The following is a 20,770-nucleotide window of genomic DNA, read 5'->3' on the forward strand; positions in this document are numbered from 1 at the left end:
CTCCTAACGCTTGTGGCCAGTGTCGAGCTTATGTTCCAAATGAATGGAATAGCGCGACATACCAAAACAGAAAATCCAGAACACCAGGGCGGCGAACACGTAGCCTTCAGTGGCCATGCCCAACCATTTCGGGTCGGCGGCGGCTTGCTTGACGCTGTTGAGCAGGTCGAACAAACCGATGATGATCACCAGGCTGGTGTCCTTGAACAGCGCAATAAACGTGTTGACGATGCCGGGGATCACCATCTTCAGGGCTTGCGGCAGAATCACCAGGCCCATGCTGCGCCAGTAACCCAGGCCCATCGCCGCGGCCGCTTCGTACTGACCTTTGGGAATCGCCTGCAAGCCACCGCGCACCACTTCCGCCACGTAGGCCGACTGGAACAGGATCACGCCGATCAACGCCCGCAGCAGCTTGTCGATGCCCATGCCTTCGGGCAGGAACAACGGCAGCATCACCGAGGACATGAACAGCACCGTGATCAACGGCACGCCGCGCCAGAATTCGATGAAGGTCACGCAGACCACACGAATCGCCGGCATGTTCGAACGCCGCCCCAGCGCCAGCACAATCCCCAGCGGCAAGGCACCGGCGATGCCGACGGTGGCGATGACCAGGGTCAGCATCAGGCCGCCCCATTGGCTGGTGGCCACGCTGGTCAGGCCGAAAATGCCGCCGCGCAACAGGAAGAAGGCAATGATCGGGTACAACACCAGAAAGCCCAGGCCGTAGATCGCCTTGCGTGGAAAACGCGAGATGAACAACGGCGCCACGCCCACGATGGCCAACCACACGGTCAGGTCTACGCGCCAGCGCAGGTCGCCGGGGTAGTAGCCGTACATGAACTGCCCGAAGCGCTGTTGGATAAACACCCAGCAGGCGCCTTCTTTGGTGCAGTCGGCGCGAGTGGTGCCGACCCAGTTGGCGTCGAGAATGGCCCAGTGCAGTATCGGCGGCACGACCAGGTAGATCAGGTAAAACGCCAACAAGGTCAGCAGGGTGTTGAGCCAGCTGGAAAACAGGTTGGCGCGCATCCATGCCATCGGCCCGAAGACTTTGCTCGGCGGTGGCATATCAGGTTTGAACGTATGCGAACTCATGCTCGTTTCCTCACCGCTCGATCAGCGCAATGCGCTTGTTGTACCAGTTCATCAGCAGGGAAATGCTGATGCTGATCGCCAGGTACACGCTCATGGTGATGGCAATGACTTCGATGGCCTGGCCGGTCTGGTTGAGCACCGTGCCGGCAAACAGCGAAACCATTTCCGGGTAACCGATACCGGCGGCCAACGACGAGTTTTTCGCCAGGTTCAGGTATTGGCTGGTCAGCGGCGGAATGATCACCCGCAGGGCTTGCGGGATGATGACCTTGCGCAGCGTCGGCCCGGGGCGCAGGCCCAGGGAGCGTGCGGCTTCGGTCTGGCCGTGGCTGACGGACTTGATGCCCGAGCGCACGATCTCGGCGATAAACGCCGCGGTGTACACGGTCAGCGCCAGGGTCAGCGCCAACAGTTCAGGGATCAGCACCCAGCCGCCGACGAAGTTGAAGCCTTGCAGCTTGGGCATTTCCCAGTGCAACGGCATGCCGAAGATCAACGCGCACAACGCCGGAATCACGACGAACAGCGCCAGACCCGCCCAGAATTTGTGGAACGGTACGCCGGTCGCTTCAAAGCGCTTGTTGGCCCAGCGGGTCATCAGCACGACGGCCACGATGGCCACGACCACGCTGACCACGAACGGCCAGAACCCGTCGGCGGCCAGCGCGGCCGGCATGTTCAGGCCACGGCTGCTGACGAAGAACGTGTCGCCGAAGTTATGGCTGTTGCGTGGCCCCGGCATGGTCAGGAACACCGCGAAGTACCAGAACAGGATTTGCAGCAACGGCGGGATGTTGCGGAACACTTCCACGTACACCGTCGCCAGCTTGTTGATCATCCAGTTGGGCGACAAGCGGGCCACGCCGATGATGAACCCGAGCAGGGTCGCCAGGACCACGCCGATCACGGTCACCAGCAAGGTATTGAGCAGCCCGATCACAAACACCCGGGCATAGCTGTCCGATTCGGTGTAGTCGATCAGGTGCTGCGCGATGCCGAAGCCGGCACTGCGCTCAAGAAAGTCGAAGCCCGAGGTAATGCCCCGGTGTTGAAGGTTGGTCTGGGTATTGTTGAAGAGGTACCAGCCCAGCGAGACCACCGCCACAATCGTGATGATCTGGAAGAGCCACGCACGCACTTTGGGGTCGCTGAAGCTGAGCTTCTGCTTGGGTGCGCCGATTTTATTTTGCATGAAGTGCCCCGGAAAGAATGGAACAGAACATCACCCGGCGGTTGGCCCACCGGGTGATAGAACCATCAGCGATCAGCGCACAGGGGGTGCGTATTGAATGCCGCCGTTGTTCCACAGCGCGTTCAGGCCACGGTCGATTTCCAGTGGCGTGCTCTTGCCGAGGTTTTTCTCGAACACTTCACCGTAGTTGCCGACCTGCTTGACGATCTGTACGACCCAGTCTTTCTTCACTTTCAGGTCTTTGCCGTATTCGCCGTCGGCACCGAGCAGACGCGCAACGTCCGGGTTCTTGGTGGACTTGGCTTCAGCTTCGACGTTTTTGGAAGTGATACCGGCTTCTTCCGCGTTGAGCATGGCGTAGCCAACCCAGCGCACGATGGCCAGCCACTCGTCGTCGCCATTACGCACGACCGGGCCCAGCGGTTCCTTGGAAATGGTTTCCGGCAGAACCACGTAGTCTTTCGGCGAGGCCAACTTGCTGCGCTGGGCGAACAGTTGGGACTTGTCGGAGGTCAGTACGTCGCAACGCCCGGACTCCAGCGACTTGGCGCTTTCGTCGGAGGTGTCGAAGGTGATCGGGGTGTATTTCAGACCGTTGCCACGGAAGTAGTCGGAAACGTTCAGCTCGGTGGTGGTACCGGCCTGGATGCAGATGGTTGCACCGTCCAGTTCCTTGGCACTTTTAACGCCCAGCTTGTTGTTTACCAGAAAGCCGATGCCGTCGTAGTAAGTGATGAAGCCGGGGAATTTCAGGCCCATGCCCGCATCGCGGGAGCTGGTCATGGTGGTGTTACGGGACAGAATGTCGACTTCGCCGGATTGAAGCGCGGTGAAACGCTCCTTGGCGTTCAACTGGCTGAATTTGACCTTGGTCGCGTCGCCGAACACAGCAGCGGCTACCGCGCGGCAGAAGTCAGCGTCGATCCCGAGGATCTTGCCGCTGGCATCCGGTACCGAGAAACCCGGCAAGCCGTCACTCACGCCACATTGCACAAAACCTTTCTTCTGCACGGCGTCCAGGGTGGCGCCGGCTTGGGCGAAACCACTGACACCCAATACAGCGGCCGCGGAAACGATGGCCAGGGTGGATTTCAATACCTTCATTCAAACCTCCAGTTGCTCTTGTTGTGTCGGAGCTAGAACCTCAGCGCACCCTTATGAGGCGATATCGACCCGTGTTGGCTTTTATTAGGGTCAAGCAGCATGAGGCAGTCGCAGTAATTCCAGTTGCTATCCCACAAACGGCAGTCACTGATAGTGTTACCGTCCCAGGAAAGATCTGACATCGACCTACACATAGCAAAGCGCGTACCAGAGTGGCTGCTGAGTCGATTCAGCCCAAGGTCAATGGCAAAAGATTCAACCTTGCGACATTCTCGTAACAGATCAAACTATTGCGCACCGTTCCGTCGCACTCAATCGGAGCGCACGCACATTAATGGAGCAGACATGAGCAACCCCTTGATTCTTCAGCCCACCAAGCCTGCAGACGCCTGCGTAATCTGGCTGCATGGCCTGGGTGCCGATCGCTACGACTTCCAACCGGTGGCCCAAGCGCTGCAGGAAAACCTGCTGACCACCCGCTTCGTCCTGCCTCAAGCACCGACCCGCCCGGTGACCATCAACGGCGGCTATGAGATGCCCAGTTGGTACGACATCAGGGCGATGAGCCCGGCGCGGTCCATCAGCCTGGAAGAGCTGAAAGAGTCGGCCAAAATGGTCACGGATTTGATCAAGGAACAAAAAAGCAGCGGAATAGACGCCTCGCGGATTTTCCTGGCGGGTTTCTCCCAGGGTGGCGCCGTGGTGTACCACACCGCTTTCCATAAATGGCAAGGCGCCTTGGGTGGCGTGATTGCCCTCTCCACTTATGCGCCGACCTTCGACGACGAGCTGGAATTATCCGCCAGTCAGCAGCGCATTCCGGTCCTTTGCCTGCATGGCCAGTACGACGAGGTGGTGCAGAACGCAATGGGACGCAGCGCTTACGAGCACTTGAAGACCCGTGGTGTCACCGTGACATGGCAGGAATACCCAATGGGTCACGAAGTGTTACCTGAAGAGATCAGCGATATCGGTACGTGGTTGGCCGAACGACTGCGCTGAACACCGCCGTTTATTTAGCCACATGACAGACGCACTACGCCGCGCCCGATTCTTGCATTACACTGGCCGGCGTATATTCCTTAACCAATTAATGAGATCACCGTGCTCAAAGCACTCAAGAAGATGTTCGGCAAAAGCGAGGCTGAGCCGCTCGCGCCAGTTCCCAGTGCTCCCGTCCCGACACCCGGCAGCCGCCACGACGGTAAACAGCCTGGCCTGGCCGCGCCTGTGACCGCGCCGAAACCGCTCGAGGTGACGCCAACCGAACCGCCGAAACCGGCCGAAGCCGCTGCGGCAACCGCGCCTGCGCCAAAAGCCGCACGCCGTGAACGCGCGCCCAAGCCGCCCGTCACACCGTGGAAACTCGAAGATTTCGTCGTCGAACCCCAGGAAGGCAAAACCCGCTTCCACGATTTCAAGCTCGCACCGGAACTGATGCACGCCATCCAGGACCTGGGCTTCCCGTACTGCACACCGATCCAGGCGCAGGTGCTGGGCTTCACCCTGGCCGGCAAAGACGCCATCGGCCGCGCCCAGACCGGCACCGGCAAGACCGCCGCGTTCCTGATCTCGATCATCACCCAACTGCTGCAAACGCCGCCGCCGAAAGAACGCTACATGGGTGAGCCGCGCGCGCTGATCATCGCCCCGACCCGCGAGCTGGTGGTGCAGATCGCCAAGGACGCCGCCGACCTGACCAAGTACACCGGCCTCAACGTCATGACGTTTGTCGGTGGCATGGACTTCGACAAGCAGCTCAAGCACCTCGAAGCGCGCCACTGCGACATCCTGGTCGCCACTCCGGGCCGCCTGCTCGACTTCAACCAGCGCGGCGACGTACACCTGGACATGGTCGAAGTGATGGTGCTGGACGAAGCCGACCGCATGCTCGACATGGGTTTTATCCCGCAAGTACGCCAGATCATTCGCCAGACCCCGCCGAAAAACGAGCGCCAGACCCTGCTGTTCTCCGCGACCTTCACCGAAGACGTGATGAACCTCGCCAAGCAGTGGACCACCGAGCCGTCCATCGTCGAGATCGAGGCGCTGAACGTCGCCAGCGAAAACGTCGAGCAACACATCTACGCCGTGGCCGGTGCCGACAAGTACAAGCTGCTCTACAACCTGATCAACGACAACGGTTGGGAGCGCGTGATGGTGTTTGCCAACCGCAAGGACGAAGTGCGCCGTATCGAAGAGCGCCTGGTGCGTGATGGCGTCAACGCCGCGCAACTGTCAGGCGACGTGCCGCAGCACAAGCGCATCAAGACCCTGGAAGGCTTTCGCGAAGGCAAGATCCGCGTGCTGGTGGCCACCGACGTGGCCGGGCGCGGGATTCACATCGACGGCATCAGCCATGTGATCAACTTCACCCTGCCCGAAATGCCCGACGACTACGTACACCGTATTGGCCGTACCGGCCGTGCCGGGGCAGCGGGTGTGTCGATCAGCTTTGCCGGGGAGGATGACTCGTATCAGTTGCCGTCGATCGAGACGCTGCTGGGCCGCAAGATCAGCTGCGAGACACCGCCGACGCACTTGCTCCGGGCTGTAGAACGCAAACGCCCCTAAGCTCAAATGCGGTCAAACATGTGGGAGGGGGCTTGCCCCCGATAGCGGAGTGTCAGTCGCAGAATTTGCCAACTGACCCACTGCTATCGGGGGCAAGCCCCCTCCCACATTTGATTTCAGCTGATTTTGAGATAGGTGTTCGGCTGGCTACTTCCAGCGATCCGCTGCGGCGTGGTCGCTGTCGCGCCCGTCCACCCAACGCGCGCCTTCGCTGGTGCTTTCTTTCTTCCAGAACGGCGCACGGGTCTTCAGGTAGTCCATCACAAACGCGCAGGCATCAAACGCAGCCTGACGATGCGCGCTAGCCGCGGCGACGAAGACGATGGGCTCGCCCGGTTCCAACGCGCCGATGCGGTGCAGCACTTCCAGCTTGAGCAGCGGCCAGCGCTGTTCGGCTTCCACGGCGATCTTGGCCAGGGCCTTTTCGGTCATGCCGGGGTAATGCTCCAGGAACATCCCCGCCACGTCGTGGCCGTCATTGAAGTCGCGGACATAGCCGACAAAACTCACCACCGCGCCGACGCCGACATTGGCAGCGTGCATCGCGTTGACTTCGGCGCCGGGGTCAAACGGCGCGGGCTGCACACGGATGGCCATGCTCAGCCTCCGGTCACGGGTGGGAAGAAGGCGACTTCATCACCGGCTTCGAGCGGCTCGTCGACGCTGCACATTTCCTGATTGCGCGCGCACATCAAGCTGGTCTCGTTGAGCACGTCAAAGCCCGGATCGCCAACCAATGCCTGGCGCACCGCGTCGACGGTGGCGAAGTCGCCTTCCATCTCCAGGGAATCCAGGCCGATCGTTTCGCCGTAGCGGGCAAAAAACAGTACGTTGATGCTCATGCCTGGTCCGCCTTGAAATGCCCGCTTTTACCGCCGAGCTTTTCCAGCAGGCGGATGTTTTCGATGGTCATGCCGCGGTCCACGGCCTTGCACATGTCGTAGATGGTCAACGCAGCGACACTGGCGGCCGTCAGCGCTTCCATCTCTACGCCGGTCTGGCCCGAGAGTTTGCAGCGCGCCACGATGTGCACGGAGTCTAGGCCCTCGGCGCTCAGTTCGACCTTGACGCCGGTCAACATCAGCGGATGGCACAAGGGGATCAAATCACTGGTTTTTTTCGCCGCCTGGATCCCGGCGATACGGGCCACGGCAAACACATCGCCCTTGGGATGGGCACCATCGACAATCATTTTCAGTGTCTCGGGCAGCATACGCACCCGCGCTTCAGCCACCGCCTCTCGGAACGTCACGGACTTGTCGGTGACGTCGACCATATGGGCGCGACCTTGGGAATCGAGATGAGTCAGCACAGGGATACTCCTGATCAGGAGCGTCGATTGTAAACCCTGTAGGAGCGAGCTTGCTCGCGAAAAACCAAAGAACAACGCGGGGCTCCAGAGACCCCGCGTTATCGTTGACACTCTTCGCGAGCACGCTCGCTCCTACATGGACCGCGTTTACAAGTGAGATTCGGCGTATTCGGCCAGGATCGAACGTGGAACTCCCTGCAGCGCGATATGCACGCCGTTCGGGAAGTCTTTGAAGCGTTCCGTCAGGTAAGTCAGCCCGGAGCTGGTCGCGGACAGGTAAGGGGTGTCGATCTGCGCCAGGTTGCCCAGGCACACCACTTTGGAACCGGCGCCGGCACGGGTGATGATGGTTTTCATCTGGTGCGGCGTGAGGTTCTGGCACTCATCGATCAAAATCAGGCTCTGCTGGAAGCTGCGACCTCGGATGTAATTGAGGGATTTGAACTGCAACGGCACTTTGCTGAGGATGTAGTCGACGCTGCCATGGGTGTTTTCGTCATCCATGTGCAAAGCTTCGAGGTTGTCGGTGATCGCCCCCAGCCACGGCTCCATTTTTTCCGCTTCGGTGCCGGGCAGGAAACCGATTTCCTGGTCCAGGCCCTGCACGCTGCGGGTGGCGATGATGCGGCGATAGCGTTTGGTCACCATGGTCTGTTCGATGGCGGCGGCCAGAGCCAGGATGGTTTTGCCCGAGCCGGCGGCACCGGTCAGGTTGACCAGATGGATGTCCGGGTCGAGCAGCGCATACAGCGCCAGGCTCTGGTAGATATCACGCGGTTTCAGGCCCCAGGCTTCCTGGTGCAACAGGGGTTCCTGATGCAGGTCGAGGATCAGCAGCCTGTCGACCTGGATCTCTTTGATCCAGCCCACGAAGCCCTGTTCGTCGATGATGAACTCGTTGACGTGTACCGCCGGCAGGTTGTCGATCAGTTGCACCTGGTGCCAGGTGCGACCGTGGTCCTGACGGGTTTCAACCTTGCTGACGCGGTCCCAGAACGAGCCGGTCATGGTGTGATAACCACGGGACAGCATCGACACGTCGTCGACCAGTTGGTCGGTACTGTAGTCCTCGGCAGCGATCCCACACGCTCGTGCCTTGAGGCGCATATTGATGTCTTTGGTCACCAGCACCACGCGCATGTCCTTGTCACGAGCGTGCAGGTCGATCAATTGGTTGATGATTTTGTTGTCGTTGAGGTTTTCCGGCAGCAGGCTGTTGGGCTCGCTGCGCTTGCTCATCAAAATCGACAACAAACCCTTGGGCCCGCTTTTGCCGCGCTGGATCGGCACGCCGACTTCGACGTCCTCGGGTGACGCTTCACCCAGGGTTTTGTCGATCAGGCGGATGGCCTGGCGACATTCGGCGGCCACGCTGTGATGCCCGCTTTTGAGTTTGTCGAGTTCCTCCAACACGATCATCGGGATGGCGACGTGGTGTTCTTCGAAGTTAAGCAGAGCGTTCGGATCGTGGATCAGTACGTTGGTATCAAGCACATAAAGGATTGGCTGGTCGGAAGAAGGGTTACGTCCATGATCATCCATACTCGGTCACCTTTGTGGGAGCCAGTCGACGCAATACCACAACAGTGCTGCGCCTCGATTCGACCACCGACTGCACCTTGCGTGACGTCAAGTGCAGTGCCCACATGAGGAGTCTTGGAAGACGCCACCTGTGTTGCAGGTTTCGGCGATCTGACTTCGTAATACCGCAAAACCCATGACAGGAAAAAGCACTTTGACGTTTTTTTGAAGTTTATTTTTCAGGATGACGAATAGCACTAGCCGAGTGCCAGCTACCCCGTTAAAGTCGGAAGTCGGCCCGCATAGAAATATCGTACAAAATCACCCCGAAAATGCCGCATCCCCAACGGGAACGGGCACTTCAGCCTCTTCAGCGAAACGCCTCCCGGCAGTCCTGCCAACCCAGCCCGCTTTGCGCCGTTGCCTGCAATACCATCGGTAATGCGACCCGCGCCTTGTCCTGGGTGTCGTGAAACACAATCACCCCTTTGCGCCACAACAACATCAATGTCAGCACCCGCTGCGCCGACTCATCGGCCTTGAGCTTGCCTGGCTCGTCCTGGGAGTCGATATCCCACAACGCCACCTGCAAACCCTGGGACTGGAAGAAACCCTGGCTGTCCGCGCGGCGCTGGCCGTAGGGTGGACGGAACAGCGGCACGTAGTTTTCCGGCATCAGGTTCTGCGCCAGCGCGGCGCTGCGGATGATCGAACTTTGCCAGTCGACCCAATGGCTGTGGGAACGGTACTGCCAACCTTGAGTGCCCACGCACTGCCCCTGATACAGCGCCTGCACATCCGCGACGGAACTGCGCTCCACACGGTTTTGCAGGCTGCTGCCGAGGGCGAAGAACGTGGCGTTCATCTTCTGCTTGCGCAGGTAATCGGTGAGCCAGTCGGTATTGCCGCTGACCGGTGCCGGGCCGCCGTCGAAGGTCAGCAGGAACAGGCGGTCGTTGAATTCGTCGCCATTGCGCTCATGGTCACCGAAACGTGCGATTTCGCTGCTGATCTGCGGGAACAGCGCGGCTTTGCGCAGCAGCTCGTCCAGGTAACGCTCGTGGAAATTGTGGCTTGGGCCGGCCCAGCCTATATAGAAGGAGTTGTCACTGACCTCGAACTTGCCGGCCTGCTCGCGCAGGTCGTCCATGTTTTCCACCAGGTAGCAGAACGACGCATCCTCCTCGCAACTTTCCTGGGCAGCGGTGTAATTCTCCAGAAGGCGCCGCCAGAGCTGGCGACGCAGATCGTCGATGGCCGCCAGGTTGATGATCTTCAGGCCCAGGCGCTGTTTGAGCGCCGCTTCATCCAGGGCTTCGCTGCCGATCAGGCTGCGGGCGAACATCAATATTTCAGCGCGCGAGGCCACGTCGAACAGCGCAGGGCTGCTGAGTTTTTCCGGCCAGACGCCGCGATCCAGGCTGGCCACGTCCACCGGCGCCGCGTGGGCGTTCAGGCAAAACAGGCACGCCGACAATAAAAGCGCTATTCGCACACAGGGTCTCCCTCTCCAGAATCACCGGCCATCATAACGGATCGCGCCTATCGCCATCATAGGTGGAGTCAAAGTGCCCAACCCCCTAGAATCCCGCCCACGTTACAAGCACGATTACAGGAGCCAACTTCATGCTGATGGTGATTTCCCCCGCCAAGACCCTCGACTTCGAGTCCAGGCCTGCGACCCAGCGCTTTACCCAGCCGCAGTACCTGGACCATTCCCAGGAGTTGATCGAGCAACTGCGCCACCTGAGCCCGGCGCAGATCAGCGAATTGATGCATGTGTCCGACAAGATCGGCGGCCTCAACGCCGCGCGCTTCGGCAGCTGGACCCCGGCGTTCACACCGGCCAACGCCAAGCAGGCGTTGCTGGCGTTCAAGGGCGACGTGTACACCGGTCTTAACGCCGACACCTTCAGCGACGCCGACTTCAGCTACGCCCAGGACCACCTGCGCATGCTCTCGGGCCTGTACGGCCTGCTGCGCCCCCTGGACCTGATGATGCCGTATCGCCTGGAGATGGGCACCAAACTGGCCAACGCCCGTGGCAAGGACCTGTACGCCTTCTGGGGCACCCGGATCAGCGAGTGGCTCAACCAATCCCTGGCCGAACAAGGCGATGACGTGCTGCTCAACCTCGCATCCAACGAGTACTTCTCGGCGGTCAAGCGCACGGCGCTGAATGCGCGGATCGTCAATACCGAGTTCAAGGACCTGAAGAACGGCCAGTACAAGATCATCAGCTTCTACGCGAAAAAGGCGCGGGGCATGATGAGCCGCTTCGTGATCGAAGAGCGCATCAACGACCCGGCCCAGCTCAAGCAGTTCGATGTGCAGGGTTATCGCTTCAATGCCGAGCAGTCCAAGCCGGACAACCTGGTGTTCCTGCGCGATCACGCACCGGAATAAGGCCCTGCTCCGCCCTCATAGACGCTAAAGATCAAATGTGGGAGGGGGCTTGCCCCCGATGGGGGGGGATCAGTCATACATGGATAGACTGACACACCGCCATCGGGGGCAAGCCCCCTCCCACATTTTTGTCTGCATTTCACAGCGGAAATCGTCAATTGTTTGGCGTCAAAAAATATCCTGACGCATCTCTAACAAATATTTCACTCGACATTCGTCATTTTTTTTCGTAGTGGCACCACTTTTTTAAATCACTAGTGGCACAAAACTATTCCCGCGCGCCAACTCCCCGTAACTACTGGCCCAAATAGCAAGTGCTATCAATATAGTACCAGTGCCATCTTTGCTGATATTTCAAGAAATTTCCGGAAACAGGATGAGCGGCCAGGAACTTAGCCCTAAAGCACCGCTCATACCACCGGTAACGGAATTCTCTGCTTCTGTAAGAGGTGACTTACATGGCGACCAACGGAAGTAGCAAAGTTGTCACATTAAACTTTGACTCTGGGCTCATATTACCAACCGATTAGTTAAGAGCGGCGATAAGGATCGATTGCCACACACTATAAGGCCAAGGCCGTGCTTACCCCAATGGGTCAGTGCTACAACCCAAGGCATTGATAATTATAGGCTTACAGCCTTTTATCAAGGCCCTGTTGCACTGGCGCCAGGCCCTTCTCCCAGGAAGGCCGGCTGCATTTCAGGGCAAGCACCAATAACAAGGCCACGTTGCGCACAACTTGAGTGCAATAGTTAGTCACTCGTTATTCAACATGCCTGCACGCGGCAAGTCGGCGTCTATTCGCCTAACTTTCGCGGCATCAGTGACGCTTGCAAACATGAACTCCGGCCATTTAATGGCATGATTTAATACAGAGGTAAATGCGATGCGTATCAGCATATTTGGTTTGGGTTACGTTGGCGCAGTCTGTGCCGGTTGCCTGTCTGCCCGCGGCCATGAAGTGGTCGGCGTAGACATCTCCAAGGAAAAGATCGACCTGATCAACGCAGGCAAATCGCCGATCGTTGAACCGGGCCTGGGCGAGCTGCTGAGCCAGGGTATCGAGACCGGACGACTGCGCGGTACGACCGACTTCGCCGAAGCCATCCGCGCTACCGACCTGTCGATGATTTGCGTCGGTACGCCGAGCAAGAAAAACGGCGACCTGGAACTCAACTACATCGAATCGGTATGCCGCGAGATCGGCTTTGTCCTGCGTGACAAGACCACCCGCCACACCATCGTCGTGCGCAGCACCGTATTGCCGGGTACCGTGGCCAATGTGGTGATCCCGATCCTCGAAGACTGCTCCGGCAAGAAAGCCGGCGTCGACTTCGGCGTTGCGGTCAACCCGGAGTTCCTGCGTGAATCCACCGCCATCGCCGACTACGACCTGCCACCGATGACCGTCATCGGCGAATTCGACAAAGCCTCCGGTGATGTCCTGCAATCGCTGTACGAAGAACTCGACGCGCCGATCATCCGCAAGGACATCGCCGTTGCCGAAATGATCAAGTACACCTGCAACGTGTGGCACGCCACCAAGGTGACCTTCGCCAACGAGATCGGCAACATCGCCAAGGCCGTCGGCGTCGACGGGCGCGAAGTGATGGAAGTGGTCTGCCAGGACAAGACCCTCAACCTGTCCCAGTACTACATGCGCCCGGGCTTCGCGTTCGGCGGCTCGTGCCTGCCCAAAGACGTGCGCGCCCTGACCTACCGCGCCGGCTCGCTGGACGTGGAAGCGCCGCTGCTCAACTCGCTGATGCGCAGCAACGAATCCCAGGTGCAGAACGCCTTCGACATCGTCGCCGGCCACGACAAACGCAAAGTCGCCCTGCTGGGCCTGAGCTTCAAGGCCGGCACCGATGACCTGCGCGAAAGCCCTCTGGTGGAGCTGGCGGAAATGCTGATCGGCAAGGGTTACGACCTGAGCATCTACGACAGCAACGTCGAGTACGCCCGTGTCCACGGCGCGAACAAGGACTACATCGAAGGCAAGATCCCGCACGTGTCGTCCCTGCTCAACTCGGACTTCGACGATGTGATCAACAACTGCGACGTGATCATCCTCGGCAACCGTGACGAGAAGTTCCGGGCCTTGGCCCATAACGCACCGCACGGCAAGCAAGTGGTCGACCTGGTGGGCTTCATGTCCAAGGCCACCAGTGTGAGCGGCCGTACCGAAGGTATTTGCTGGTAACAGCAACCGCAAGTTTCGGGCTGCCGGCGTCCTGATCCCCAGCGCTTGCAGCTCGAAACCTCCTTCACCTGCGGATGACGCCTATGTCCAAGTTAAAACACGTACTGCTCCAATCCGCCGGCTGGCTGTTCTTCTTGAGCCTGCTGATGGGACTCGCCCTGCTGTTGCCGGCGAGTACGTTCGACTCCGAGTCGAAGAATTTTATTTTCCTGATTGGCGCCGTCGGTATCTGGCGCTACTCGATGGGTGCGACGCATTTCTTTCGCGGCATGCTGTTCCTGTACGTGGTCTACCCCCACCTGCGGCGCAAAGTGCGCAAGTTGGGCAAGGCCGCGGACCCGTCCCATGTGTTCCTGATGGTCACCAGTTTCCGGATCGATGCGCTGACCACCGCGCAGGTCTACAGCTCGGTGATCCGCGAAGCGATCGAATGCGGCTTCCCCACCACCGTGGTCTGCTCGCTGGTGGAAATGTCCGATGAACTGCTGGTGAAAAGCCTGTGGGAACGCATGAACCCGCCGGGCCATGTGAAGCTCGACTTCGTGCGTATCGCCGGCACCGGCAAGCGCGACGGCCTGGCCTTCGGTTTCCGCGCCATCTCCCGCCACTTGCCGGATGACCGCGCCGTGGTTGCAGTGATCGATGGCGACACCGTGCTCGCCGAAGGCGTCGTGCGCAAAACCGTGCCGTGGTTCCAGCTGTTCGGCAATGTCGGCGGCCTGACCACCAACGAGTTCTGCGAAGTGCGCGGCGGCTACATCATGAGCGAATGGCACAAACTGCGCTTCGCCCAGCGCCACATCAACATGTGCTCGATGGCCCTGTCCAAGCGCGTGCTGACCATGACCGGGCGCATGTCGGTGTTCCGCGCCAGCGTGGTCACCGACCCGGGCTTTATCGCCGATGTGGAAAGCGACTCGCTGCAACACTGGCGCCTGGGCCGCTTCAAGTTTTTGACCGGCGACGACAAGTCCAGCTGGTTCAGCCTGATGCGCCTGGGCTACGACACCTTCTACGTACCGGATGCCGCAATCAACACCGTGGAGCACCCGCCGGAAAAGAGCTTTATCAAAGCCAGCCGCAAGCTGATGTTCCGCTGGTACGGCAACAACCTGCGCCAGAACTCCCGCGCCCTGGGCCTGGGTGTACGTCGCCTCGGCCTGTTCACCAGCGTGGTGTTGTTCGACCAGCGCGTGTCGATGTGGACCTCGCTGCTCGGCCTGACTGTGGCGATCATCGCCACCTTCAAGTACGGCGGCGCGTTCATCCTCGTGTACCTGCTGTGGATCGGCATCACCCGCCTGATCCTGACCGTGCTGCTGTCGTGCTCCGGGCACAGGATCGGCCCGGCGTACCCGGTGATTCTCTATTACAACCAGATCATGGGCGCGCTGGTGAAGATCTACGTGTTCTTCCGCCTCGATCAACAGTCCTGGACCCGCCAAGACACCAAACTGACCCGCGATTTGGCCAGCTTTCAACGTTGGTTCAACACCTGGTCGTCTCGGACCATGACCTTCTCCGCCGGCAGCATTTTCGTCGCCGTGTTGCTGATGATGGTCTGACCCTGCCAAGCCTGAATTAACTCTAGGAAATTGCCCTGATGAACAGCCAAGTAAACGCCAACGTTGTCCACGAATCCGAAGCCCAACGCCAGCACGCCCGGGTCAAAATCCCGGCCAAGTTGCGCTTTTTCAACACTGACCGCACGCCGACCGAAGCGCGGGTCATCGACCTGTCCGCCGGCGGCCTGGCGTTCACCGCCACCCAGCCGCTGATCGTTGGCGAAGTGCACAAGGGTCGCCTGCAATTTGTCATCGACAACCTCGGCCTGGCGATGGATGTGGAGCTGCAGATTCGCTCCTACGACCGCCAGAGCGGGCGCACCGGCTGCCAGTTCCAGAACCTCGACGCGCAGGATATTTCCACGCTGCGTCACCTGATCACGTCGCACCTGTCGGGCGATATCGTGACCATGGGCGACGTACTCGCCACCCTGCAACGCGACAACTTCACCAAGGCGCGCAAGGTCAAGGATGGCGGCAGCAACATGAGCGTCTTCGGCCGCCTGCGCGCCGTGACGTTCAGCCTGGCGATCTTCCTGGTGGGCCTGGCGGCATTCGGTTTCGTCTTCAAATCGCTGTACGGCATGTACTTCGTCAGCCACGCCCAGGCCGGCCTGGTCAGCGTGCCCGGCATGAACGTGACCATGCCCCGCGACGGCACCGTGCAAAGCCTGCTCAAAGGCGACGCGGTGGCGGCCAAAGGCGCGCCGCTCGCGACCTTCAGCACCAGCATGCTCGACGTGCTCAAGGGCCATCTGGACGAAGACCAACTGCAACCGGCCAAGGTCGAAGAACTGTTCGGCAAGCAAATGACCGGCACCCTGACCTCGCCTTGCGACTGCATCGTGGCCCAGCAAATGGTGGCCGACGGTCAATACGCAAGCAAAGGCGACGTGATCTTCCAACTGGTGCCACGCGGCAGCCTGGCCAACGTGGAAGCACGCTTCTCCTACCGCCAGTTCGCTGACGTTCGCCCAGGTACCCCGGTGAACTTCCAGGTCGCCGACGAAGAACAGACCCGCACCGGCACCATCGTCAGCAGCACCAGCCTGAACAGCGCCGACCTGTCCTCCGACATCCGCGTGCAGATCAAGCCGGACGCACCGCTGGACAGCGCCTACGCCGGCCGCCCGGTGGAAGTCACCAGCGACCGTGGCCCATCGCTGAACTGGCTGATCGATAAAGCCATGGCTGCCGGACTGTAAGCGAGGACCTGCCTGTGACGACTCTCCTGAAAACACCGCAATCCCTGTGGGAGCGGGCTTGCTCGCGATGGGATCAGTGCGGTTTGCCTGACGGACCGCACGGCCTGCATCGCGAGCAAGCCCGCTCCCACAAGGGCCCTGTCGCGTTGCTGGCACTTGCGGTCAGCCTCGCCGGTTGCGCCGGCCTGCCCGACCAGCGCCTGGCCAACGAAGCCCTCAAGCGGGGCGACACGCTCACCGCGCAGCAGAATTACCAGCAACTGGCGACCCTGGGTTACAGCGAGGCCCAGGTGGGCCTGGCCGATATCCAGGTCGGCACACGCGATCCGGCGCAGATCAAACAGGCCGAGGCCACTTACCGCGCCGCTGCGGATATTTCGCCGCGCGCCCAGGCCCGCCTGGGGCGCCTGCTGGTGGCCAAGCCCGGCGCCACCGAAGCCGAACACCATGAAGCCGAAGGCCTGCTGAAAAAAGCCTTTGCCAATGGCGAAGGCAACACCCTGATCCCGCTGGCGATGCTGTACCTGCAATACCCGCACAGCTTCCCCAACGTGAACGCCCAGCAGCAGATCAACAAATGGCAGGCCGCCGGTTACCCGGAAGCCGGTCTGGCCCAGGTGCTGCTGTATCGCACCCAGGACACCTACGACCAGCATCTGGATGATGTCGAGCGCATCTGCAAGGCCGCGCTGAACACCACCGACATCTGCTACGTCGAACTGGCCACGGTCTATCAGAAAAAAGCCGAGCCAGAAAAACAGGCCGAACTGCTCAAGCAAATGGAAGCCGGCTACAGCAGCGGCACCGTCACCGCACAGCGCATCGACAGCGTGGCCCGCGTATTGGGCGACGCAACGCTGGGCAAGACCGACGAGAAAACCGCCCAGGCGCTGCTGGAAAAAATCGCCCCCGGCTACCCCGCATCCTGGGTCAGCCTGGCGCAATTGCTCTACGACTTCCCGGAACTGGGCGACGTCGACCAGATGATGAAGTACCTGGACAACGGCCGCGCCGCCGACCAGCCGCGCGCCGAGCTGTTGCTGGGCAAGCTCTACTACGATGGCAAGTGGGTGCCGGCGGACGCCAAGGCCGCCGAAGCGCATTTCGAGAAAGCCCTGGGCCGCGAAGTGGCCGCCGACTACTACCTCGGCCAGATCTACCGCCGTGGTTACCTGGGCAAGGTCTACTCGCAAAAAGCCCTGGACCACCTGCTGACTGCTGCGCGCAACGGCCAGAACAGCGCCGACTTCGCCATCGCGCAATTGTTTTCCCAAGGCAAGGGCACCAAGCCCGACCCATTGAACGCCTATGTCTTCAGCCAATTGGCTAAAGCCCAGGACACGCCAGAGGCCAATGACCTGGCCACGCAGCTCGAAGCCCCGCTGACGCCGGAACAACGCGCCGAAGGCCAACGCCTGGTGCAACAGGAACTGGCCGCGCGCGGCACCCTGGCCCAGAGCACGCTGCAACTGCACGCCCTGCAAGAAGAAGACGGCGAGGAATCCCTATGAAGCTCAATCCATTCGTGCAGGCCGGTATCGGCCTGACCTTCGCCCTGCTGTGGTCGTGCCCGACCCTGGCCGCGCTGACCGAAGCCAATAACTTCGGCCTGGAAGTCAAAGTCACCGGCCAGTCCGAAGACGACCGCGACCTCGGCACCCAAAAGGGTGGCGACGTCAACGGCATCGGCCTCGACCTGCGCCCGTGGGTCTACGGCGAAAGCGGCAACTGGAGCGCCTACGCCATGGGCCAGGCCGTTGCCTCGAGCGACATCATCGAGACCGACACCCTGCAGCAGTCCTCGGATGACACCACCGAGCAGTCGAGCAACAGCGACCGCACAGCGAAGAAAAACTACCTGGCCCTGCGCGAGTTCTGGGTCGGCTACAGCGGCTTCACGCCCTACCCCGGCGAGCTCCTCAAGTTCGGCCGCCAGCGTCTGCGCAATGACGACGGCCAATGGCGCGACACCAACATCGAAGCGCTGAACTGGACCTTCGACACCACCCTGCTCAAGGCCAACGTCGGCGCCGCCGAACGCTTCAGCGAATACCGCACCGACCTCAAGGAGCTGTCGCCCGACGAAAAAGACCGCCAGCACTTCTACGCCGACGCCGCCTACCAGTGGACGCCGGGCCAGTGGATCGGCCTGCGCGGGCACCACACCCATGACGACGGCAAGCTCGACTACGCCGAACCCGGCGTGGCCAGCGACCCGCTGGACAAGCGCGAGAACGGCGACCTGACCTGGCTCGGCATCGAAGCCAACAGCGACGCCTACAACTGGCGCAACACCAACACCGTCAACTACTGGGCCAGCGTCACCGGCATGCAGGGCGACCGCGACACCGTCAACGCGTTGAACGCCGACGGCACCCGCCCGAGCAACGCCAAGCGCAGCGAAGACGTGAGCGGCTGGGCCACCGACCTGGGTATCCGCCTGCGCCTCGACCCGCAGTGGCAAGTGGGTGCGGCCTATGCCCGCGCCAGCGCCGAGTACGAACAGAACGGCCTGCAAAGCAACCGTTCGAACTTCACCGGCACCCAGTCCCGCCTGCATCGCTTCGGCGAAGCGTTCCGCGGCGAGATGAACAACATGCAGTCCATGAGCCTGTTCGGCTCCTGGCAGTTACGCGAGGACTACGACGCCAGCCTGGTGTACCACAAGTTCTGGCGCGTCGACGGCAACAAGCCGGTGGGCAGCAACGGCATCGACGCCGTGCAGAACAACACCGACGACGTGACCGGCGCGATCCTGTCCAGCACTTCCCTGCCCCTTGAAGACGGCAAGAAAGACCTGGGCCAGGAGATGGACCTGGTCGTCACCAAGTACTTCAAGAAAGGCCTGCTGCCGGCCGCGCTCAGCCAGTCGATCGACGAACCGTCGGCCCTGGTGCGCTTTCGTGCCGGCGTGTTCAAACCGGGCGACGCTTATGGCAGCCAGGTCGACTCGTACATGCATCGCGCCTTTGTCGACGTGATCTGGAAGTTCTGATGGGAGCCCGCGCAATGATTGCTCACCCCTTCACAGGCAGATGCTTGCTGGTGACCGCGATGCTGATGGCCAATGCCACAGCCTTCGCCGATACCGCGCAGCCGGTCAAGGCGCCGACCATCGCCAAAGAACTGCAACAGGCCAAGACCTACACCATTTCCAGCCCGCCGACCGCGCCGCTGGAAATGCCCAAGCCGGCCCTGCCGGACCTGTCGGGCTACACCGCCGCGGCGATGGAAAAGAAAATCGTCAGAACCAAGCCGGGCAAAATCAGCATCCGCCGCATGATGCAGGAAGACGCGCTGAAGGACTTCATCGGCGGCGACAACAAGATGGCCGAGTGGGTGGTGCGCCAGCACGGCATTCCCCAGGCGATCTTTATCGACGACGGCTACATGAACCTCAAGGACCTGCTGGGCAAAGTGCCCAAGCAGTACCTCAGCGAAACCTCGCCGGGCGTGTTCCTCGCCAAGTTGCCGATCGTGGTCGGGCGCAAGGGCATCCTCGATATCGACAAGCACACCAAAGAACTGCGCCTGTCCCAGGAGGCCGGTGCGTTCCTGATCAACGACGGCCAGCTGTTCGTGCGCGATACCAAGATCACCGGCTGGAAAGAAAAGGCCAACGGCCCGGCGACCTTCCAGTCGCCCCAGGAATTCCGCCCGTTCCTGCTGGCCTGGGGCGGCACCGAGACCTACATCGCCAACACCAAGATGGCCAGTTTCGGCTACGCCAACAGTAAGTCGTATGGGGTGAGTATTTCCCAGTACACGCCGAACATGGCCAAGGTGCTCAAGCGCCCTGAGCCGACCGGCTGGATCATCGATTCCGAGTTCTCGGACATGTGGTACGGCTTCTACTGCTACGAGACCGAAGGCTTCGTGATCAAGGGCAACACCTACAAAGACAACATTGTCTACGGCATTGACCCCCACGACCGTTCCCACGGCCTGATCATCGCGGACAACACCGTCTACGGCACCAAGAAGAAGCACGGCATCATCATTTCCCGGGAAGTGAACAACAGCTTCATCTTCAACAACCGCAGCTACGACAACAAGCTCTCGGGCCTGGTGATCGACCGTAACAGCGTGAACAACCTGATCGCCGACAACGAGATCTACCGCAACCACACCGACGGCATCACCCTCTATGAGAGCGGCGACAACCTGTTGTGGGGCAACAAGGTGATCGCCAACCGTCGCCACGGCATCCGCATACGCAACAGCGTCAACATCAAGCTGTACGAAAACACCTCGATGGCCAACGGGCTGACCGGCGTCTATGGCCACATCAAGGACCTGACCGACACCGACCGCGACATCGCCCTCGACCCGTTCGACACCAAGGTCTCGCTGATCGTGGTCGGCGGCGAACTGGCCGGTAACGGCAGCGGGCCGCTGTCGATCGACTCGCCGTTGAGTATCGAGCTGTACCGCGTGTCGATGCTGGCGCCGACCAAATCCAGCGGCATCAGCTTCAACGGCATTCTTGGCGAGCGCCAGGAAGAAATTCTCGACCTGCTGGTACGCCAGCAGAAAGCCGTGCTGATCGACCCTGTCGAACGCCAGACCGAAATGCAGGACTGAGG

At 60.6% G+C, this 20,770-nt stretch carries 17 protein-coding genes; 9 read left to right on the forward strand and 8 right to left on the reverse strand.

The window, feature by feature from the left end; all coding sequences use genetic code 11:
• Window positions 1-3: 3 nt before the first annotated feature.
• The 3 genes from ACVWZP_RS15225 to ACVWZP_RS15235 all read right to left on the reverse strand — a co-directional run bounded on the left by ACVWZP_RS15225 (window position 4) and on the right by ACVWZP_RS15235 (window position 3,397).
• Complete coding sequence (locus ACVWZP_RS15225; protein WP_017848652.1) at window positions 4-1,101, reverse strand: amino acid ABC transporter permease; 1,098 nt, start codon at window positions 1,099-1,101, stop codon at window positions 4-6.
• 10 nt (window positions 1,102-1,111) lie between these two features.
• Window positions 1,112-2,293: an amino acid ABC transporter permease gene (locus ACVWZP_RS15230; RefSeq protein ID WP_288082850.1), complete on the reverse strand. Its 1,182-nt coding sequence runs from the start codon at window positions 2,291-2,293 to the stop codon at window positions 1,112-1,114.
• A 72-nt stretch (window positions 2,294-2,365) separates the two neighbouring features.
• Window positions 2,366-3,397, reverse strand: coding sequence for an amino acid ABC transporter substrate-binding protein (locus ACVWZP_RS15235; protein WP_010564018.1), 1,032 nt, complete (start codon window positions 3,395-3,397; stop codon window positions 2,366-2,368).
• 345 nt (window positions 3,398-3,742) lie between these two features.
• Here ACVWZP_RS15235 and ACVWZP_RS15240 point away from each other — a divergent pair, with 345 nt between their 5' ends.
• A complete protein-coding gene (locus ACVWZP_RS15240; RefSeq protein WP_017848649.1) occupies window positions 3,743-4,399 on the forward strand; it encodes an alpha/beta hydrolase in 657 nt (218 codons plus the stop codon).
• Between the two features lie 96 nt (window positions 4,400-4,495).
• Window positions 4,496-5,971: an ATP-dependent RNA helicase RhlB gene (gene rhlB, locus ACVWZP_RS15245; protein ID WP_032804813.1), complete on the forward strand. Its 1,476-nt coding sequence runs from the start codon at window positions 4,496-4,498 to the stop codon at window positions 5,969-5,971.
• Window positions 5,972-6,118: 147 nt separating this feature from the next.
• On the opposite strand, the gene moaE is transcribed toward rhlB, so the two are convergent.
• The 5 genes from moaE to ACVWZP_RS15270 form a co-directional block, all read right to left on the reverse strand.
• Window positions 6,119-6,568 carry a molybdopterin synthase catalytic subunit MoaE gene (moaE, locus tag ACVWZP_RS15250; RefSeq protein ID WP_017848647.1) on the reverse strand — a complete coding sequence of 150 codons (450 nt, stop codon included), beginning with the start codon at window positions 6,566-6,568 and terminating at the stop codon, window positions 6,119-6,121.
• Window positions 6,569-6,570: 2 nt separating this feature from the next.
• Window positions 6,571-6,813, reverse strand: coding sequence for a MoaD/ThiS family protein (locus tag ACVWZP_RS15255; protein ID WP_046384622.1), 243 nt, complete (start codon window positions 6,811-6,813; stop codon window positions 6,571-6,573).
• Window positions 6,810-7,283 carry a cyclic pyranopterin monophosphate synthase MoaC gene (moaC, locus tag ACVWZP_RS15260; protein ID WP_301555812.1) on the reverse strand — a complete coding sequence of 158 codons (474 nt, stop codon included), beginning with the start codon at window positions 7,281-7,283 and terminating at the stop codon, window positions 6,810-6,812. Before moaC ends, ACVWZP_RS15255 begins: the two co-directional genes overlap by 4 nt.
• 147 nt (window positions 7,284-7,430) lie before the next feature.
• Window positions 7,431-8,825 carry a PhoH family protein gene (locus ACVWZP_RS15265; RefSeq protein WP_017848644.1) on the reverse strand — a complete coding sequence of 465 codons (1,395 nt, stop codon included), beginning with the start codon at window positions 8,823-8,825 and terminating at the stop codon, window positions 7,431-7,433.
• A 349-nt stretch (window positions 8,826-9,174) separates the two neighbouring features.
• Window positions 9,175-10,299, reverse strand: coding sequence for a polysaccharide deacetylase family protein (locus tag ACVWZP_RS15270; protein WP_126587572.1), 1,125 nt, complete (start codon window positions 10,297-10,299; stop codon window positions 9,175-9,177).
• A 131-nt stretch (window positions 10,300-10,430) separates the two neighbouring features.
• Between ACVWZP_RS15270 and yaaA the strand changes: the two genes are divergently transcribed.
• The 7 genes from yaaA to algG all read left to right on the forward strand — a co-directional run bounded on the left by yaaA (window position 10,431) and on the right by algG (window position 20,768).
• Entirely contained in the window at window positions 10,431-11,210 is a 780-nt protein-coding gene (yaaA, locus tag ACVWZP_RS15275; protein WP_457369901.1) for a peroxide stress protein YaaA, read from the forward strand.
• Window positions 11,211-12,097: 887 nt separating this feature from the next.
• Window positions 12,098-13,414, forward strand: coding sequence for a nucleotide sugar dehydrogenase (locus ACVWZP_RS15280; RefSeq protein WP_046384626.1), 1,317 nt, complete (start codon window positions 12,098-12,100; stop codon window positions 13,412-13,414).
• Window positions 13,415-13,497: 83 nt separating this feature from the next.
• The gene (alg8, locus tag ACVWZP_RS15285; protein WP_457369902.1) at window positions 13,498-14,979 is read left to right on the forward strand and encodes a mannuronan synthase; all 1,482 of its coding nucleotides are present in this window, start codon (window positions 13,498-13,500) and stop codon (window positions 14,977-14,979) included.
• Between the two features lie 38 nt (window positions 14,980-15,017).
• On the forward strand, window positions 15,018-16,184 hold the full coding sequence (locus ACVWZP_RS15290) for an alginate biosynthesis protein Alg44 (protein WP_017848639.1): 1,167 nt from the start codon (window positions 15,018-15,020) through the stop codon (window positions 16,182-16,184).
• A gap of 83 nt (window positions 16,185-16,267) precedes the next feature.
• Entirely contained in the window at window positions 16,268-17,695 is a 1,428-nt protein-coding gene (algK, locus tag ACVWZP_RS15295) for an alginate biosynthesis TPR repeat lipoprotein AlgK (RefSeq protein ID WP_457369903.1), read from the forward strand.
• Window positions 17,692-19,179 carry an alginate export family protein gene (locus tag ACVWZP_RS15300; protein WP_457369904.1) on the forward strand — a complete coding sequence of 496 codons (1,488 nt, stop codon included), beginning with the start codon at window positions 17,692-17,694 and terminating at the stop codon, window positions 19,177-19,179. Before algK ends, ACVWZP_RS15300 begins: the two co-directional genes overlap by 4 nt.
• Complete coding sequence (algG, locus tag ACVWZP_RS15305; protein WP_457369905.1) at window positions 19,179-20,768, forward strand: mannuronan 5-epimerase AlgG; 1,590 nt, start codon at window positions 19,179-19,181, stop codon at window positions 20,766-20,768. Before ACVWZP_RS15300 ends, algG begins: the two co-directional genes overlap by 1 nt.
• Window positions 20,769-20,770: the final 2 nt, after the last annotated feature.

This window comes from Pseudomonas sp. TE36184 (assembly GCF_054060055.1).

Excerpts from the sequence above, each read along its gene's own strand:
- ACVWZP_RS15265 (WP_017848644.1), bottom strand. The coding sequence starts at position 8,825 with ATGGATGATCATGGACGTAACCCTTCTTCCGACCAGCCAATCCTTTAT.
- yaaA (WP_457369901.1), top strand. The coding sequence starts at position 10,431 with ATGCTGATGGTGATTTCCCCCGCCAAGACCCTCGACTTCGAGTCCAGG.
- ACVWZP_RS15280 (WP_046384626.1), top strand. The coding sequence starts at position 12,098 with ATGCGTATCAGCATATTTGGTTTGGGTTACGTTGGCGCAGTCTGTGCC.
- ACVWZP_RS15240 (WP_017848649.1), top strand. The coding sequence starts at position 3,743 with ATGAGCAACCCCTTGATTCTTCAGCCCACCAAGCCTGCAGACGCCTGC.
- ACVWZP_RS15290 (WP_017848639.1), top strand. The coding sequence starts at position 15,018 with ATGAACAGCCAAGTAAACGCCAACGTTGTCCACGAATCCGAAGCCCAA.
- ACVWZP_RS15255 (WP_046384622.1), bottom strand. The coding sequence starts at position 6,813 with ATGAGCATCAACGTACTGTTTTTTGCCCGCTACGGCGAAACGATCGGC.
- ACVWZP_RS15235 (WP_010564018.1), bottom strand. The coding sequence starts at position 3,397 with ATGAAGGTATTGAAATCCACCCTGGCCATCGTTTCCGCGGCCGCTGTA.
- ACVWZP_RS15225 (WP_017848652.1), bottom strand. The coding sequence starts at position 1,101 with ATGAGTTCGCATACGTTCAAACCTGATATGCCACCGCCGAGCAAAGTC.
- ACVWZP_RS15300 (WP_457369904.1), top strand. The coding sequence starts at position 17,692 with ATGAAGCTCAATCCATTCGTGCAGGCCGGTATCGGCCTGACCTTCGCC.
- algG (WP_457369905.1), top strand. The coding sequence starts at position 19,179 with ATGGGAGCCCGCGCAATGATTGCTCACCCCTTCACAGGCAGATGCTTG.
- ACVWZP_RS15230 (WP_288082850.1), bottom strand. The coding sequence starts at position 2,293 with ATGCAAAATAAAATCGGCGCACCCAAGCAGAAGCTCAGCTTCAGCGAC.
- moaE (WP_017848647.1), bottom strand. The coding sequence starts at position 6,568 with ATGGCCATCCGTGTGCAGCCCGCGCCGTTTGACCCCGGCGCCGAAGTC.
- alg8 (WP_457369902.1), top strand. The coding sequence starts at position 13,498 with ATGTCCAAGTTAAAACACGTACTGCTCCAATCCGCCGGCTGGCTGTTC.